Below are 15,447 nucleotides of genomic sequence, written 5' to 3'. Positions count from 1 at the left end.
ATTGCGGCGAGTGCGCCCCGACCACCGCCCCCCTGTCCTTTGGTTATTCCTTCAACCCCCGGGGGCCCCGCCTGAGGGGGGGCAAGCGGGCGGGGCGGGCGCCCCGCCCCTCTCCCCTGCTCCGATCACCGGTTGGCGGCGGGGCCGGTGGCTGGGGTCAGAGTCCGAAGTTCCAGTCGACGATCATCTGCAGCAGGTCCTTGCGCTCGTCCACGAAGTCCATCGCGATCACGCCGTAGTGCGCGCGCTGGGAGATGCGCGGCGTCAGGTAGTCCTGGATGGAGGGATTGACGACCTTGGCGATCTGGTACGGGGTGTCCGGGAAGCTGCTGGAGCTGGCGAAGTGGAGGTACAGCTTGCCGTCGTTCTGGCCGTAGAACGCCGTGTCCAGCCCTTCCCTGACCCGCTGGACCTTGCGGCTGGGCCCGTCGCTCCACGCGTCCTGCAGCCAGATCCGGGAACTGTCCCCCCACTGCAGCGGGTCGTAGCGCCCGTCGCCCCAGGTGAAGTCCGACATGATGGGGACGATCTTGCCGCGCACCTGCCCGAGTGTGGGCAGTCCGCCGGGCAGTGATCCGGCCTTGGGGAGCCAGAACCAGGGCCGGTAGTTGCCCTTCCCGTCGTAGCCGTCCATGTAGTAGTTGAAGATCTCGCTGAAGCGGTAGTCCTGCCCCTCGGTGTACTCCTTCTTGACCCGCATGATGATCGTCTCGCGGGGGTTCGCCTTCAGGAAGTCGATGCAGAGGTTCAGCACGTCACCGAAGTTGATTTTCTGGTAGATCTTGTCGTGGTGGATGGTGAAGACGTCGCCCGCCACCCGGCACCGGATGTCGAGGAAGCGCACGCCCGCCTGGAGCTGCTGGTTGATGCGCCACTCCTGGCACTGGGCGAAGCCGAAGGCGCCGCCGTCGTAGAGCGCGCAGGTCTCGTGGGTTCCGGGGATCGTCAGCTGCGACAGCTTCACGTTGTCGCCCAGCAGCGACATCCACCTGTCGGTGGGGCGGTGGACGAGGCGGTCCGGCGCGGCGACGGCCGACGCGCCCGAGCCGGCGATGCCCAGGGCACCGGTCGTGGCCGCGAGCGCTGCGCCCCTGAGAAGGGTCCTACGGTTGATCGACATGCAAGAAGCCTCCGGACTCGGGGCCCCGATGGTGATCGGGCATGAACGTTCTCCTTTCCGACTCCAACGGGCCTCCGCCCGAGGCCGGTTCATCGTCCGCGAACGGCCACCCGCACCGCACCGCACCGCCGACCGGCCCGGGAGCGGGAAGTCGGCCGGTCCGACTTCCCGCGCACGACCGGCGTGCCCACGCACACCCGGTCCGCCGGCCCGCGCCCGGCGCGGCGGGCGGCACGCGGAAAACCCGGTGCGCCCGGGGCGACACCTCGGTAGCCTGCACCGCCATGGCATCGGAACTGGAACGCCCCCCACTCCAGGCGGACGAACGCACCGCGCTCATCGGCTGGTTGGACCTGCAACGGAAGATCCTGCGCTGGAAGTGCGAGGGGCTGGACGAACGGGACGCGCACCGGGCGGTCGTCCCGACCTCGCCGGCCATGACGATGGCCGGCCTCCTGTCGCACATGCGCTGGACCGAACACCTCTGGCTGGAGGTGATGTTCCTCGGCGGCGACGAGAAGCAGAACCCCTCCTTCGACGAGTCCACCGAGGACGCCGACTGGCACACCGACAACCGTCCCCTCGCCGACCTGCTCGCGGAGTACGAGGCCCAGTGCGCCCGCAGCAACGAGATCGTCGCGGCGGCCTCCCTGGACGACGTCGGCCGCAAGCCCGGCTTCCGCGCCGGCGGCGCCAACCTGCGCTGGATGCTGATCCACCTCGTCGAGGAGACCGGCCGCCACGCCGGGCACGCCGACATCGTCCGCGAGCTCCTCGACGGCTCGAAGGGCTACTACTAGCGGTACCTCGTTGGGTTGATGTGCTCCTGCCGGCCGTGGTGTTGCATGCTGCGACTTGTGGATCTCGGTGAGGTGGAGAGGCTTCGCGGGGACCTCGGCGACTTCGTGGCCGAGGTCCCCGCATCGCTCGCGCGCACGGATCAGCGCCGGTGAGGGGATTGCTACCTGCGCGGGCTGATGCCGGACGGGCGGCGCACGTCGGTCCGGCCGACGGCCGAACGCCCGGGTGACCAGTCGGTGGCGACCTCCCGGCAGTACTGCGGCGCTCCCGAGCCGCGTCCGTCAACCCACCTCGACCTGTTGCGAGATCAATTGTCGGACGTGCCTTGGGAGTACGGTCCTGGCCGAGGGCGTCCCCCGGGGCCTGCGCCCCGGGGCGGACTCGTCCCGGGTGCGGATGACCTCCTCCGCACCCGAATGGTCCTCTTGGTGAAGGCCGGGAATCACCGGCCCCATCCATCAGAGGGGGGTTCTTCGTGCACGAGCATGCACCGCACAGCCGTTTCCCACGCTCCCGCCGCCGTGGCCGGCGCGGGATGGTGGCCGCCGTGGCCGCCGGCGTCGTGGCGGCCGGGGCACTGGCACCGAGCGCGGCGTTCGCGGGCGGCAGGCCGGACGGCGTCCAGCAGAGCCTGAACGCGCTGGTGAAGGACGACGGCCTGCCCGCCGCGCTGGCCTCCGTCAAGGGCCGCGACGGCCGCACCCGCACCTACACCGCCGGCGTCGGCGACCTCGCCACCGGGGCCAAGCCCCCCGTCGACGGGCAGATACGCGCCGGCAGCAACACCAAGACCTTCACCGCCGTCGTCGTCCTCCAACTCGTCGCCGAAGGAAAGGTCGGCCTCGACGAGCCCGTCGAGACCTACCTGCCCGGCCTGCTGCGCGGCGACGGCATCGACGGACACGACATCACCGTCCGTCAACTGCTCCAGCACACCAGCGGCCTGCCCGAATACATGGACGCCCCCGCCCTCTCGGACTTCACCGCCGTGCAGTACCGCTACTTCGAGCCCCGCGACCTCCTCGACGGCGCCCTCGCCCAGAAGTCCCACTTCCCCGCGGGAACCGACTGGGAGTACAGCAACACCAACTACATCGTCGCCGGGCTCCTCGTCCAGAAGGTCACCGGACGACCCGTCGGAGAGGAGATCACCAAGCGCGTCATCGACCGCGTCGGCCTGCGCCACACCTACTTCCCCACCCCCGGCGACACCACCGTCCACGAGGCCCACCCCCACGGCTACTTCCGCAGCACGCCGGACGCGCCCCCGGTCGACTACACCGACACGGACACCTCGATGGCCTGGGCGGCCGGGGCGATCGTCACCACCAACACCGACCTCAACTCGTTCTTCACCGCGCTCCTCGGCGGCCGGCTCCTGCCCCCGGCACAGCTCGCCCAGATGCGCACCACCGTCCCCGCCGAACCCCTGGGCCCGGGTGTCCGCTACGGTCTGGGCCTGCAGAGCAGGCCGCTCTCCTGCGGCGGCCCGGCCTGGGGCCACGGCGGCACCTCCCCCGGCTACCGCTCCCGCGGCGGCGTCACCGACGACGGCCGCGCCGCCACCATCACGGTCACCACCGTCCCCGGCGAGGAGGGCGCGCAGCACATGGCGGCCGCCCTGGACGCGGCCCTCTGCCGCTGACCCACCCCTCGACCCGGCCCGGCTCCTGCCCACACGGAGTGCCGAACACCGAGCGGGCCGGTCGCGCCTCCCGCGGCCGGGCGGGAGCGGGACGCTCCGTCGGTCCCGCCCCGCGCCGAACCGGCCGTGGAGGGGCCCGGGACCGGGCAACTCCCGGTGATCGGGACGCCGATGACGCCCTGCTAGGGTCCGGACCCGTGACGGACAGGGTGCAGAAGCAGTACGAGGCGATGCGCGGGCACTTCCAGCGGGCCGCCGGGCAGCGCGGGTTCACGCTCGACCCCGCCCAGGAGCTCCCGGTCGAGCGGCTCAGCCGGCTGGCCGGCGAGCTGGCCCACCCGGCCTGGCGGCTGCGCCGCGGTCCGCGGCACCTCTACCTCTGGGGCCCGGTCGGCCGCGGCAAGAGCTGGCTGGTGGACACCTTCCTCGACGGGCTGGCGACCCCGCGCAAGCGGCGGCTGCACTTCCACGACTTCTTCCGCCGGCTGCACGAGGGCGTCGCCCACCACGCCGGGAGTCGCGGCGCGGACGGCGCGGCGGTGGACCTGGCCGTGGACGAGCTGCTCGGCGACTGCCGGGTCCTGGTGTTCGACGAGTTCCACGCCCACGACGCGGGTGACGCGATGCTGGTGGCCCGTCTGCTGCACACCCTGCTGGACCGGCGGATCACCCTGGTCACCACGTCCAACTACCCGCCCGCCGGGCTGATGCCCGACCCGCTGTACCACCACCTCTTCGAGCCGACGATCAGGCTGATCGAGGAGCGGATGGACGTGGTCGACGTCTGCGGGCAGGTCGACTTCCGGCGCCTGCCCGGGTCGGAACGCTCCCACGGGTTCGGCCTCGGCGCCCGGCTCCGCCCCGGCGACGAGGCCTCGGCCGGCCTCACCGCGCCCCGGCCCGAGGAGGCGGGTCCGGTGGCCGCCCACCACCGCGAGCTGCCGGCCCGGGCGGTCCGCGAGGACCACGTGTGGTTCGGCTTCCCGGAGCTGTGCGAGGGCCTCACCTCCGTCGCGGACTACCTCGCCCTCGCCGACCGCTTCCCCACCGTCGTCCTCGACGGCGTCCCGCCGCTCACCGAGGCCTCCCCCGACGGCCGCCGGCGCTTCGCCAACCTGGTCGACGTCTGCTGCGACCGCGACGTCCGCCTGGTCCTGATCGGCGCCGACCCGCTCGCCGGCCTCCCCGCCGGCTCCGCCCTCATGCGCGACCTCGACCGCACCGCCAGCCGCCTCGCCCTCCTGCGGCACCCGGCCCGGCAGACGGGGGTTTGAAGACAGACCCTAGCTTCGGGTGAAGGTACCGAGGCCCTCGTGGTCGAGCTGTTCGACCACCACCGTGGAGGCCCGGCCGTCGGCGCCCACGCCGAACGTCACCCCGGACAGGCCGACGGCGTTCTCCCCGCGGGTGCGGAAGCTGAACACGTCCCCGGCGTAGTGCTGGAGCGGGAACTGCAGGTCGTCCGGGCCCAGGCTCATCACCAGGGCGCCGCCGTTGCCGGTGGTCACGGTCAGCGGGCCGTAGTAGCCGTTGGCGTACGTGCCGACGTAGGCCGCGTCGGGCCTGGCGGGGGCGGCGTCGGCCGGGGGCTTGGTGTAGTCGGTGGGCGAGACGCCGGTCAGCGCGGCGGCGGGGACGACCTTGCCGAAGAAGGCGAGCCAGTCGACGGTCTCGTGGCCCTCCTCGGCGAGGTCGAAGAACTCCTCGGCCACCGCCTCGGGCAGGCCGACCGGCTGGCCGTTGGTCAGCACCACGATCCCCAGCTGCTCGGAGGGCAGCAGGGTGACCACGGTGGCGGCGCCCAGTTCGAAGGCGCCGGAGTGGTTGAGCCGCAGCCGGCCGCCGTTGTCGCGGCCGACGTTCCAGCCCAGGCCGTACTGGCCGGGGTTGCCGTCGGGTGCGGACGGCGGGTTGGAGAGGCTGTGCGGCAGCCAGGTCTGGCCCAGGGCGGCGGTGTCGACGATCTGCTTGCCCTCGAAGGAGCCGTCGGCGAGCTGCAGCCGCATCCAGCGGGCGAGGTCCTGCACGGTGGAGCTGACGCCGCCGGCCGGGGACTGCGGGTCGGCGTTCTCGGTGGTGCTGACCTGCCAGCCGCTGCCGTCGCCGGTGCGCACGTGCGGCACCGCCTTGTCGGCCGCGTTGTCGTAGGCGGAGCGCAGGGAGCTCGTGGAGGTCATGCCGAGCGGCTTGTAGAGGGTGTCGGCGGCCAGGGTCTCCCAGGCGGTGCCCCTGGTCCTGGCAACGGCGACGGCCGCCTCGGTGAGGCCGTAGTTGGTGTAGGCGTAGGTGGCGCGGAAGGGGGCCAGGGGCTGGTCGCGCAGGTGCTGGAGGATGTAGTCGCGCTGGTAGCCGAGGTCCTGGAGGAGGTCGCCGGCGTGGTCGGGCAGGCCGCTGCGGTGGGAGAAGAGGTCGGCGATCGTCACATGGCGGCCGACCCAGGGGTCGGCGAGGGTGAAGCCGGGGTCGTGGGCGATGACGGGGTCGTCCCAGGCGACCGCCTTCTGGCCGACGGCCGTGGCGACGACGGTGGAGGAGATCGGCTTGGAGACGGAGGCGAGCTGGAAGACGGTGTCGGGGTCGACGGTGTCCGGCTTGCCGAGTTCGCGGACGCCGAAGCCCTTGGCGTGGACGACCTTGTCCTTGTGGACGACGGCCAGGGCCAGGCCCGGCACGCCGGTCCTGCGCAGGGCGTCCTGGACGTAGGCGTCGATCCGGTCGACGGCGAAGGCCACCTGCTGGTCGGTCAGCTGCGGTGAGGGCTGCGGCGGCGCGGTGGGCACGGCGCCGGAGGAGCCGGGGGCGGCCTCGGGGTCGGAGGCGGCGGAGGTGCACCCGGCGAGCAGCAGGCCGGCCAGCAGGGGCGCGGCGATGCGGTGTCCCGGCCTGGCGGCGGTGCGGCGGTGCATGCGGGTCCTCCCTCGTCCGGGCGGCACGGGCCGTGCGCCTCATCGCGTGAGTACGTGAGTATTCGACGGCCCGGCGCGGCCCGGGCGGGCGCCGCGCACCGCCGTGGGCGCGTTCACCCGTGCGGCGGCGGGGAGGGGTGTTGGGGCGGCACGCCGGGGCCGCGCCGGGCCGGTGCGGAGCGGGAAGTCGGCCGGGCCGACTTCCCATGCACGCCCGCTCCCCCGGTTCCTGCCCGGCGGCCCGGCCCCGGCCGGCGGTCCCGGCCTACTCGACGATCTCGGCCTTCTCGATGACCACGTCCTCCTTGGGGACGTCCTGGTGGCCGCTCCTGGAGCCGGTGGGCACGGTCTTGACGGTGTCCACGACGTCCTGGCCCTCGACCACCTCGCCGAAGACGGCGTAGCCCCAGCCCTGGGCGTTCTTGCCGCTGTGGTCGAGGAAGCCGTTGTCGGCGACGTTGATGAAGAACTGGGCGGTGGCGGAGTGCGGGTCCCCGGTGCGGGCCATCGCGACGGTGTACCGCGTGTTCTTCAGGCCGTTGTCGGCCTCGTTCTGGATGGGGGCGCGGGTCTTCTTCTGCTTCATGCCGGGCTCCATCCCGCCGCCCTGGACCATGAAGCCGTTGATGACCCGGTGGAAGACCGTCCCGTCGTAGAAGCCGTCCCGGACGTACTGGAGGAAGTTCTCCACCGTCGCCGGGGCCTTCTCCGCGTCGAGGCGCAGGACGATGTCGCCGTGGTTGGTGCTCAGTTTGACCTTCGACACGATGACCTCACTGTACGGGTTGCGGCGGCTACGGATTGCTCACGCGCATTGTGACAGGAGGGACGGCCGGGCACCGTCGAGGCGCCTCAGTTGGCGAGGGTGAAGTCGCCGCCGACGGGGGCGGCGAGCTTGTCGATGCCGGTGAGGGCGGTGAGGGTGGGCACCGGGGTGCTGCTGTCGGCGGTGGTGCCGTCGCCGAGCTGGCCGGAGCCGTTGCTGCCCCAGGAGTGCACGGTGCTGGTCCCGGACAGGGCCACGGTGTGCTCCCGGCCGCCGGCGACCAGCCGTACGCCGCTCAGGCCGGGGACGGTGACGGGGGTGACGCGGAAGACGGTGGTGCCGTCGCCGAGCTGGCCGGCGGTGTTCTGGCCCCAGGCCTTGAGGCGGTGGTCGGTGTCGACGACGGCCATGCTGTGGTTGCAGCCGGCCGCGATCCGGGTGACCCCGCCGGTCCAGGCCCCGTGGGTGGTGACGGGGGTGTAGCGGTTGATGGTGGTGTTGTCGCCGAGCTGGCCGGTGGCGTTGTAGCCCCAGGCCTTCACGGCGGCGCCGGCGCCGGGTGCGCCGACCAGGACGAGGTTGTGGCTGGCGCCGGCGGCGATCCGGCTGACGCCGGTCAGTCCGACGACCCGCGCCGGGAGGCCGCGGTTGGTGGAAGTCCCGTCGCCCAGCTGGCCGTTGCTGTTGTAGCCCCAGGCCCAGACGGTGCCGTCCTCGCGCAGCGCGAGGCTGTGGTGGAGGCCGGCGGCGATGGCGACGACCTTGTGGAGGCCCTCGACCCGCACCGGGACGCCGCTGTCGGCGCCGGTGCCGTTGCCGAGCTGGCCGTGGGTGTTCTGGCCCCAGGCCAGGACGGTGCCGTCGGCGAGCAGGGCGAGGCTGTGCGCGCCGCCGGCGGCGATGTCGGTGGCGTCGGTGAGACCGACCACCTGGCCGGGCGCGTTGTGGCTGAACACCGTGCCGTCGCCGAGCTGGCCCGAGCCGTTGACGCCCCAGGACTGCACCGTGCGGTCGGCCAGCAGGGCCAGCCCGTGGCCGAGGGTGGCGCCGGCCCCGCCGGCGGCGATCTTCACCACGTCGGCGCTGGTCAGCCCGAGCACGGCGGTGGCCGTGGTGCGGAGGTCGGCCCAGGTGCCGTCCCCGAGCTGGCCGGAGCGGTTGTTGCCCCAGGACTTCAGGCGCTTCTCTGCCATGCGACGATGCCTCTTTACTTGTATGACAATAAGTCAAATCGTCGACATGTCAGACCTGTTGACGAGTCCACGATCATGGACCGACGCTACCCACGCGCACGTCACCGGCACGGGAAACGGCGGCGCCGGCCACTCGATCGGGTGATGGCGACCCTCCGGCGCGGCCGACGGCCGTACGTCCCGCAGCGTGTGGCGCGGGACTACGGCTCAGCGGGTGCGGAAGGCCTGCCGGTAGGCGCCGGGGGTGGTGCCGGTGCGGGCGCGGAAGCGGCGGCGCAGGTTGACGGCGGAGGTCAGCCCGACGCGGGCGGCGATCGCGTCGACGGGCAGGTCGGTGTCCTCCAGCAGGACGCGGGCCGCGGCCAGCCGGCGGGCGAGCAGCCAGGCGCCCGGGCTGGTGCCGAGCTGGTCGGCGAAGCGCCGGGCCAGGGTGCGGGGCGAGACGCCGAGGCGGGCGGCCAGGGCCTCGACCGACAGGGGCGTGCCCAGGCGCTCGTCGGCCCAGGCGAGCAGGCCGTCCAGCGCCTGACCCGACGACACCGGCACCGGCGCCGGCGCGTACGGCGTGCGGTCGTCGTCGGGGTGCGGCGCCATCGCCATGTGCCGGGCCAGCGCGGCGGCGTGGGCGGCGCCGTGGTCGCGCCGGACCAGGTGCAGGCACAGGTCGAGGCCGGCGCCGGCGCCCGCGCTGGTGGCGACGTCGCCGTGGTCCACGTAGCGCCGGTGCGGCTCGACCCGGATCCGGGGGTACGCGCGGCGCAGCTGGTCGGCGCGGGCCCGGTGGGTGGTGGCGGTGCGGCCGTCGAGCAGGCCGGTGCGGGCCAGGGCGAACACTCCGGAGCAGATGGCGGCCAGTCGGGCCCCGCGGGCGTGCGCCCGCAGCAGGGCGCGGCGCACGGGGCCGGCGAGGGGTTCGTCCACGGGCAGCCAGCCGGGGACGATCACGGTGTCGGCGGTGTCGAGCGCGTCGAGGCCGTGCGGCACGGACATGGTGTAGCCGCCGGTGGTGGGCACCGGACCGGGGACCTGCGTGCAGGTGGCGAAGGTGTAGTGCTGCGGCAGGCCGGGTCTCGGTGTGCCGAAGACCTCGGCGGCGCAGCCGAGTTCGAAGGTCGACTGGACGGGCCGGACCAGGGCCACCACGCGGTGCATGGCAGGAAAGTACCCCAGGGTGTCGCGGTGGGGCCTGTCCGGGCCGGCCGGGGCGCGGCACCGTTGCGGGCATGTACCCGGAGATCCTTGCCCAGCAGGGCTACACGTCCGTGTCCGTCGACGAGTCCCCGGTCCGCGAGCTGTTCCCCGGTGTCCGGCTGCGGGCCCTGTGGCGGGGGCCGGACGGCGCGCACGCCCATGTGCTGGAGATGGCGGCGGGCTCCCGCTGGCCGCACCGTGACGTCCACGAGCCGGGGCCGGAGGAGGTGTTCGTGGTGGCGGGCGTCTTCAACGACGGGGCGCGGGACTACCCGGCCGGTACGTTCCTGCACGCTCCGGCGGGGTCGTGGCACGTGCCGTCGACGGCCGTCGGCTGCACGCTGTTCGTGTTCTACCCGCAGGGGTAGGGCCGCGGGGCGCGGGCGCGGGCGCGGGAGGCCGCCGGGGTCGGGCTTCCCGCCCCGAGCCCCCCGGGCCGGTCAGGAACCGGGCTGCAGCGAGGCGTTGACGTCCTTGAGGAACTCGGCGACGGGGCGGCCGAGCAGGTCGGAGCTGTCGAGGGAGACGCCGTAGCGGTTCTCCAGGTCGGCGAGGACGCCCAGCACGCCCAGGGAGTCGACGCCGAGGTCGAGGAACATGCGGCCGGGGTCGGCGAGTTCCTCGGCGGTGACCTGGACGCCGGCGCGGGTCCTGACCAGGGTGGCCAGTTCCTCGTAGGTGATCTCCGTGGCCATCGGGCCCTCCGGGGGTGCGTGGGTGGCAGGGCCGACGGCGGTCGGGTCGTTCAACGGGTGGCCCTGTGGGCGCAGTTGTACGTGGTCGTCAGGCGTCCGGTCCAGCTCGTTCACTCGTACGTGTGAGGGCTTTCACGGGGATGGTCGGGACGGCCCGCTGCGGCTCCTCCCCCGGGTTGTCGGAGCCGCGTTCCGGCGCGCCGGTCGACGGACCGACGGGCGGTCAGGCGGCGAGCAGCGGGGCGAGTTCGGCGGCCCACTCGGGGTGGAGGGCGACCTTCTCCTCGTGCAGGGCGAGGACCTGGGCAGCGAGGTCGGGGGCCGGGTCGTCGGACAGGTCGGGGCCGATGGCGATGCGGGCCAGGTGCGGCATGATCTGCGGGTCCCCGGCGAGGTGGACCGGGTCGTGCATGTAGCGGCGCAGGGCCGGCAGGTCGGGGATGGCGACGCAGTAGGCGTGGGTGAATCCGCCGGTGGCGTCGAGGCTCTGGCCGACCGTGGAGAAGGCGACCGACTCGACGGAGGCGGTGCGGCGCATGACGGCGAGGACGTGTGCGCGGTCCTCCTCGGTGGCGGTCTCCTTGAACGCGAAGCGCAGCATGTGGATGATCACGCGTCTCTCCTCGAACGTGAAGTTGGGATTGAACTCTCTGGTTCAGAAATATGGTCTTTCGGGTTCAGGCTCTAGACTGAACCCATGGGTTCAGAAGTGTCAACGGGCGCCGGGTGGACGGGCCGTGGACAGACGCAGCGGCAGACGGAGCGACGGCAGGCGATCCTGGACGGCGCGTTCGCGGTCTTCGCGCGGCGCGGCTACGCGCAGGCCTGCGTGCAGGAGATCGCGGGCGAGGCGGGGGTGGCCAAGCCGACCGTCTACAGCCACCTGGCCGACAAGGAGAGCCTCTACCGCGAGGCCGTCGAGGCGGTGGCCGAGCGCGTAGGAGCCCGGGCGGTGGCCGCCGTCGAACCGTTGCGCTCGGCCGCCACAGCGGACGCCGCCGACCTGCGGGCGGCCCTCACCTCGGCCGCGCACGCCCTGCTGCTGGCCATCTGCTGCCAGGAGTCCCGCGCGGTACGGCAGTTGGCCTGTGCGCAGGCCGTCCAGTTCCCCGGCCTCGCGGCCGCCGTGCGCGAGCGCGTGCTGCTGCGCCCGCACACCGCCCTCGCCGACCGCCTGACCCGCCTCGTCCTGTCCGGCCGGCTGCGCCCCTGCGACCCCGACCGCGCCACCGAGCACCTCCTCGCCCTGCTGACCGGGCCCCTGGAGCACCGGCCGGACGCGGACGTGCGGGAGGTGGCCGCCGAGGCGGTGGACGTCTTCCTGCGCGCCTACGGCGCCTGAGCCCCTGGGCCGGGGCGCACGGACGGCGGGCTCCGGTGAGGACGGCGGGTGCGGCCACAGGCATTGCTGATGGCGGCCATCAGCGGTGCTTCCGCCCGTGCCGTGCCGCCGGGACGGCGGGGACGTGGTTCGCCGGAGGGCCGGGCGCCCGTGGCCCGGCGGGCTCAGGCCGCGCCGAAGTGCCGTTTGGTGTCGGCGATCAGCGTCCGCTGGAAGGCCGCCCCGGGCATGTCGGTCAGTGCCGCGGGGCGGCGCAGCAGTGGGGCCGGCTCGTAGGCGAAGGTCCAGGTGAAGCGGGTGCCGCCGCCCGGGAGGGGTTCGAGGAGGTAGTCCTCGCCGAAGCGCCGGTACAGCGGCAGGGAGGCCTCGGTGACGCGGAACGCGTGCCGCGTGCCCTCCTCCCAGAGCGTGAACTCCTCGCGCAGCCGCAGCGTCCCGAGCGCGGTGATCTCCCGGGTGGTGCCGACGCCGTGCGGGGCCGGTGAGGTGTAGCGGCCGCCGGCCAGGCCCCGGCACCAGGACAGCGGTGCCGGGCCGGCGAGTCCCGCCCACACGCTCCGCGGTGCCACCGGCAGGTCCATCACGTGGCGGTGGCGGTGCGGGGCGGTGTCGAAGAAGGAGGCGTCGAAGCGCTCCAGTGCGAACCAGGGCATCGGGGGCCTCCTCGTGGCGGGTCGGGGGATGCGCCCGAGCGTACCGGGCGGGAAAACCGGGCGCCCCGTCAGGTCGGGCTCCCCGTCGGGCCGGACCGCGCCGTCGGGCCTGGCCGGGCCGCCGGACCGGGGCCGTCAGGCGATGCGGTGGGCCAGGCCCGGGTAGTCGGCGACCAGGCCGTCCGCGTCCAGCAGCAGGTCCGCCCGGTAGTCGCCGGAGGCGTAGCGGACGGTGGCGCCTCCGTCCTCGTGGCGGTGCAGGTGGGTGTAGGTCTGGCGGGAGGGCACGACGACCAGCTCGGGTACCCGGATCCAGACCATCAGGAAGTGGTGTTCGCCCGGGCCGCGGTGGAGGGCGTGGCGCAGGACGGGCGGGGTGTTGGTGAGCGGGGACAGGCCGAGGTCGCAGTCGAGAGCGCCGTCGAGGTCGGGGCGCGGGGTGCCGTCGACGGTCCAGTGGCCGGTGGTCTCGTCGCGGCGCAGGTCGAGGGTGCGGACGGCGTCGGGGGTGCGGGCGGTGACGTGCATGCGGCGGGTGGTGAAGCCGTCGCCGGTGTCGAGTTCGTAGTCGAGCCAGTACGGGGCGGGTTCGGCGGCGGCGACGCGGCCGCGGGCGGTCAGGGCGGTGGGGCGCAGGTCGATCCAGGAGGTCTCCAGGCCGGCGGTCTCGGTGACCCGCCAGGTGGGTGCGGCGGTGCGGGCGGCGGGGCGGTTCGGGTCGGGGGCGGTGCGGCTGTTCATTCGTGCACGGTACTGCCGGGTGCCGACAGCGGCCCCGACGGGCCGTCAACGCGGGGGGTTCATTCGTTCGGGTGAGGGTGGGGGCGGGGCGTGCCTCGTGCGGGGCGGGACGGGGTTCGGGGCGGCGGCGGGCCCGGTCCCGGGCTCTCCATAATCGCGTGGGTGATCACATCCTGTGACGAAGCGGTGGCCCGGTTGCGGGCCCTGCCCGGACTGTCGTGCTGTGCCCGTCCCCTGAACGTGCTGCCGCTGCTGCGCACCGGCTGCCTGTCCGCGGTGGTGAGCGTGGAGGGCCCGGACGCGGGCTGGGCGGGCGAGTTCGGGGCCTCCTTCCACGCGCTGGAACCGGACCGGGGGGTGCGCGACCACACCTCGACGGGGGCCGGGGTCCACGCGGTACTGCGCGCGATCGCCGGCACCTCGGGCGACGGCGAGGACGCGGGCGCGGCGGGTGACGGCTGGCGGGGCCGGGAGCTGACGCTGCTGCCCTACTCGGCGATGAAAGCCGAGTGGCGCACGGCACTCGACGCGCTCGGCACCCGCCTGCTGGAGCCGCCCTCGCACGTGGCCCTGCCGATGCTGAGCGACAAGCGGGCGCAGCGCGCGTGGCTGCGGTCGGTGGGGGCCGCGACCCCGCCGGACGCGGTGGTCCCGGCGCTCGACCACCGGGAGCTGCGCCGCCGCTTCGGGTCCCCCTACGTGGTGCAGACGCCGGTGGGCTCCAGTGGCAAGGGCACCCACCTGGTCGTCGACGAGGCGGACCTGCGCCCGATCCGCCGGGTCGGCGGCGGGCCCTGGCTGGTGAGCGGCTACGTCGAGGGCGTCGCGGTCAACCTGCACGTCCTGGTCTCGGCGGACAGCACGGTGCGGGTGCTGCGCCCGTCCGTCCAGCTGACCCGTATCGAGGGCGTCGGCGCGCCCTTCGGCGCCTACTCCGGCTGCGACTTCGCGGCCCCGGCCCTGCTGTCGCCGCTCGCCCTGGCCCGGGCCGGCACCTCGGCGCGGCGCGTCGGCGAGGCGCTGGCCGCGCTCGGATACCGGGGCCTGTTCGGCGCCGACTTCGTCCTGGACGGCGAGCGCCCGCTGCTGCTGGAGCTCAACTGCCGCATGCAGGGCTCGACCTGGCTGCTGGGCGAGCTCGAACTGGCCGAGCACGCGCTGCCGTCCGCGCTGCGCCACGTCCTGGAGCTCTACGGGCACGCCACCGGCGGCGAGCCGCGTACGGACGCGGCGGGCGCCGTGCAGCTGGTGGTGCGGCACACCGGCGCCCCGGTGCGGGTGGCGGCGGCGCCCGGGGGCGGTCTGCACCGGCTCAAGGACGGGCGGCTGCGGTACTGCGGTGCCGGGTTCGGCCTGCTGGAGTGCGGGCCCGACGACTGCGTGCTGCTGCAACTGCCCTCCCCCGGAACGGTGTTGCTCCCCGGGGTGCCGCTCGCCCGGGTCGTGGCCCGGCACCCGCTGACCACCCCGGACGGCACCGCGCTCACCGCGCCCGGACGGCGGCTGGTGGACGCCCTGCGCGCGGGCTTCGTCCTCGAACCCCTCGACGAACCCGTGGGATCCGCCGTCCCCTGCGCGTCGCGGTGAGGAGACCCGTGCCGAGGACACCCGTGCCGCTGTACGTCCGCGCCGCGGTGCCCGCCGACCTGCCCCGGCTGGCCGCCCTGCGGGCGGAGGCGGCCGCCTGGATCGCGCTGGAGCACGGCTCGGTCCAGTGGTCGGCCCCGTACGACCCCGAGCGCGGCCTGACGCTGATCGCCCGGGGCGCGACGGTGGTCGCCGCGCTGGCGCCGCAGGGCGAGGCCGTCGCCACCGTGACGCTGCGCCCCACCGGCAGCCCCCGCCTGTGGAGCGGCGAGGAACTCGCCCGCCCGGCCCGCTACGTGAGCTCCTTCACGGTGGACCGCCGGTACGCCGGGCGCGGCATCGGCGCCCGTCTGGGCGACTGGGCCGCCTGGCGGGCCGCGCGGGCGGGCGCCGGGCTGCTGCGGGCGAACGTGTGGAGCGACAACGCCGCCCTGCACGCCTACTACCGTGCGCAGGGCTGGCGTTGGGTGCGCACGGTGGCCCACAGCCGCAGCGGCGCCCTGTTCGAACGCGCCACGAGCGCGGTGGCGCCGCCGTGGGTCCACGAGGCGGGCCGCGTGCGGGCGTGAGCCGTGCCGTGCCCGCCCGTGACGGACCGCCCGTGACGGACCGCCCGTGACGGACCGCAGGGGCGCGCCGCGCGGGCCCCGGCCGGGCCGCCGCGACGGCGGGGGCGGGGCAAGGCGAGGCGAGGGCGGGGGTGGGGGCGGCACGGGCCCCGGGCGCCGAAGCCGGGTTCGGTGCCCGAACGCCCTGCCGGGCCGCCGCGGGGGGGCGGGGTTCCGGGTGGAAGCCGGTGTCATATAC

General features: G+C 74.2%; 16 protein-coding genes. 7 read left to right on the top strand and 9 right to left on the bottom strand.

Annotated features, from left to right (window positions below):
* Positions 1–157: 157 nt before the first annotated feature.
* Positions 158–1,120: a phosphatidylinositol-specific phospholipase C gene (locus ACFWJ4_RS37795; RefSeq protein ID WP_380552934.1), complete on the bottom strand. Its 963-nt coding sequence runs from the start codon at positions 1,118–1,120 to the stop codon at positions 158–160.
* 284 nt (positions 1,121–1,404) lie between these two features.
* Here ACFWJ4_RS37795 and ACFWJ4_RS37790 point away from each other — a divergent pair, with 284 nt between their 5' ends.
* The 3 genes from ACFWJ4_RS37790 to zapE all read left to right on the top strand — a co-directional run bounded on the left by ACFWJ4_RS37790 (position 1,405) and on the right by zapE (position 4,840).
* Positions 1,405–1,920, top strand: coding sequence for a DinB family protein (locus tag ACFWJ4_RS37790; RefSeq protein WP_380552931.1), 516 nt, complete (start codon positions 1,405–1,407; stop codon positions 1,918–1,920).
* A 536-nt stretch (positions 1,921–2,456) separates the two neighbouring features.
* Positions 2,457–3,566 carry a serine hydrolase domain-containing protein gene (locus tag ACFWJ4_RS37785; protein ID WP_380552928.1) on the top strand — a complete coding sequence of 370 codons (1,110 nt, stop codon included), beginning with the start codon at positions 2,457–2,459 and terminating at the stop codon, positions 3,564–3,566.
* A 197-nt stretch (positions 3,567–3,763) separates the two neighbouring features.
* Positions 3,764–4,840, top strand: coding sequence for a cell division protein ZapE (zapE, locus tag ACFWJ4_RS37780; protein ID WP_380552925.1), 1,077 nt, complete (start codon positions 3,764–3,766; stop codon positions 4,838–4,840).
* A 9-nt stretch (positions 4,841–4,849) separates the two neighbouring features.
* Here zapE and ACFWJ4_RS37775 read toward each other — a convergent pair whose 3' ends face one another.
* The 4 genes from ACFWJ4_RS37775 to ACFWJ4_RS37760 form a co-directional block, all read right to left on the bottom strand.
* Complete coding sequence (locus ACFWJ4_RS37775) at positions 4,850–6,472, bottom strand: serine hydrolase (RefSeq protein ID WP_380552922.1); 1,623 nt, start codon at positions 6,470–6,472, stop codon at positions 4,850–4,852.
* 265 nt (positions 6,473–6,737) lie between these two features.
* Complete coding sequence (locus tag ACFWJ4_RS37770; protein WP_380552919.1) at positions 6,738–7,238, bottom strand: peptidylprolyl isomerase; 501 nt, start codon at positions 7,236–7,238, stop codon at positions 6,738–6,740.
* An 86-nt stretch (positions 7,239–7,324) separates the two neighbouring features.
* Positions 7,325–8,431 carry an RCC1 domain-containing protein gene (locus ACFWJ4_RS37765; protein ID WP_380552916.1) on the bottom strand — a complete coding sequence of 369 codons (1,107 nt, stop codon included), beginning with the start codon at positions 8,429–8,431 and terminating at the stop codon, positions 7,325–7,327.
* Positions 8,432–8,638: 207 nt separating this feature from the next.
* Positions 8,639–9,583: a helix-turn-helix domain-containing protein gene (locus ACFWJ4_RS37760; protein WP_380552913.1), complete on the bottom strand. Its 945-nt coding sequence runs from the start codon at positions 9,581–9,583 to the stop codon at positions 8,639–8,641.
* Positions 9,584–9,654: 71 nt separating this feature from the next.
* On the opposite strand from ACFWJ4_RS37760, the gene ACFWJ4_RS37755 reads away from it, so the two are divergent.
* Positions 9,655–9,990 (top strand): cupin domain-containing protein, encoded by a 336-nt coding sequence (locus ACFWJ4_RS37755; RefSeq protein ID WP_359912995.1) that lies wholly within the window; start codon positions 9,655–9,657, stop codon positions 9,988–9,990.
* Positions 9,991–10,062: 72 nt separating this feature from the next.
* Here the strand turns inward: ACFWJ4_RS37755 and ACFWJ4_RS37750 are convergent, their stop codons facing one another.
* Together ACFWJ4_RS37750 and ACFWJ4_RS37745 are read right to left on the bottom strand one after the other, a co-directional pair.
* On the bottom strand, positions 10,063–10,317 hold the full coding sequence (locus ACFWJ4_RS37750) for an acyl carrier protein (protein ID WP_380552910.1): 255 nt from the start codon (positions 10,315–10,317) through the stop codon (positions 10,063–10,065).
* 223 nt (positions 10,318–10,540) lie between these two features.
* Positions 10,541–10,930: a Dabb family protein gene (locus ACFWJ4_RS37745; protein ID WP_380552907.1), complete on the bottom strand. Its 390-nt coding sequence runs from the start codon at positions 10,928–10,930 to the stop codon at positions 10,541–10,543.
* A gap of 84 nt (positions 10,931–11,014) precedes the next feature.
* On the opposite strand from ACFWJ4_RS37745, the gene ACFWJ4_RS37740 reads away from it, so the two are divergent.
* Positions 11,015–11,659, top strand: a complete 645-nt coding sequence (locus ACFWJ4_RS37740) for a TetR/AcrR family transcriptional regulator (protein ID WP_380552904.1) — start codon at positions 11,015–11,017, stop codon at positions 11,657–11,659.
* Positions 11,660–11,823: 164 nt separating this feature from the next.
* Here the strand turns inward: ACFWJ4_RS37740 and ACFWJ4_RS37735 are convergent, their stop codons facing one another.
* Complete coding sequence (locus ACFWJ4_RS37735; protein ID WP_380353257.1) at positions 11,824–12,312, bottom strand: SRPBCC family protein; 489 nt, start codon at positions 12,310–12,312, stop codon at positions 11,824–11,826.
* Positions 12,313–12,447: 135 nt separating this feature from the next.
* Positions 12,448–13,053: a putative glycolipid-binding domain-containing protein gene (locus ACFWJ4_RS37730; protein ID WP_380552901.1), complete on the bottom strand. Its 606-nt coding sequence runs from the start codon at positions 13,051–13,053 to the stop codon at positions 12,448–12,450.
* A gap of 162 nt (positions 13,054–13,215) precedes the next feature.
* On the opposite strand from ACFWJ4_RS37730, the gene ACFWJ4_RS37725 reads away from it, so the two are divergent.
* Together ACFWJ4_RS37725 and ACFWJ4_RS37720 are read left to right on the top strand one after the other, a co-directional pair.
* The gene (locus tag ACFWJ4_RS37725; protein ID WP_380552898.1) at positions 13,216–14,640 is read left to right on the top strand and encodes an ATP-grasp domain-containing protein; all 1,425 of its coding nucleotides are present in this window, start codon (positions 13,216–13,218) and stop codon (positions 14,638–14,640) included.
* 8 nt (positions 14,641–14,648) lie between these two features.
* Positions 14,649–15,209: a GNAT family N-acetyltransferase gene (locus ACFWJ4_RS37720; protein WP_380552895.1), complete on the top strand. Its 561-nt coding sequence runs from the start codon at positions 14,649–14,651 to the stop codon at positions 15,207–15,209.
* The last annotated feature ends 238 nt before the right edge of the window (positions 15,210–15,447 follow it).

Origin of the sequence: Kitasatospora sp. NPDC127067 (assembly GCF_042724755.1) — a bacterium.
Lineage (GTDB): Bacteria > Actinomycetota > Actinomycetes > Streptomycetales > Streptomycetaceae > Kitasatospora > Kitasatospora lactacystinica.
This window is presented reverse-complemented; position numbering and strand designations above follow the sequence as displayed.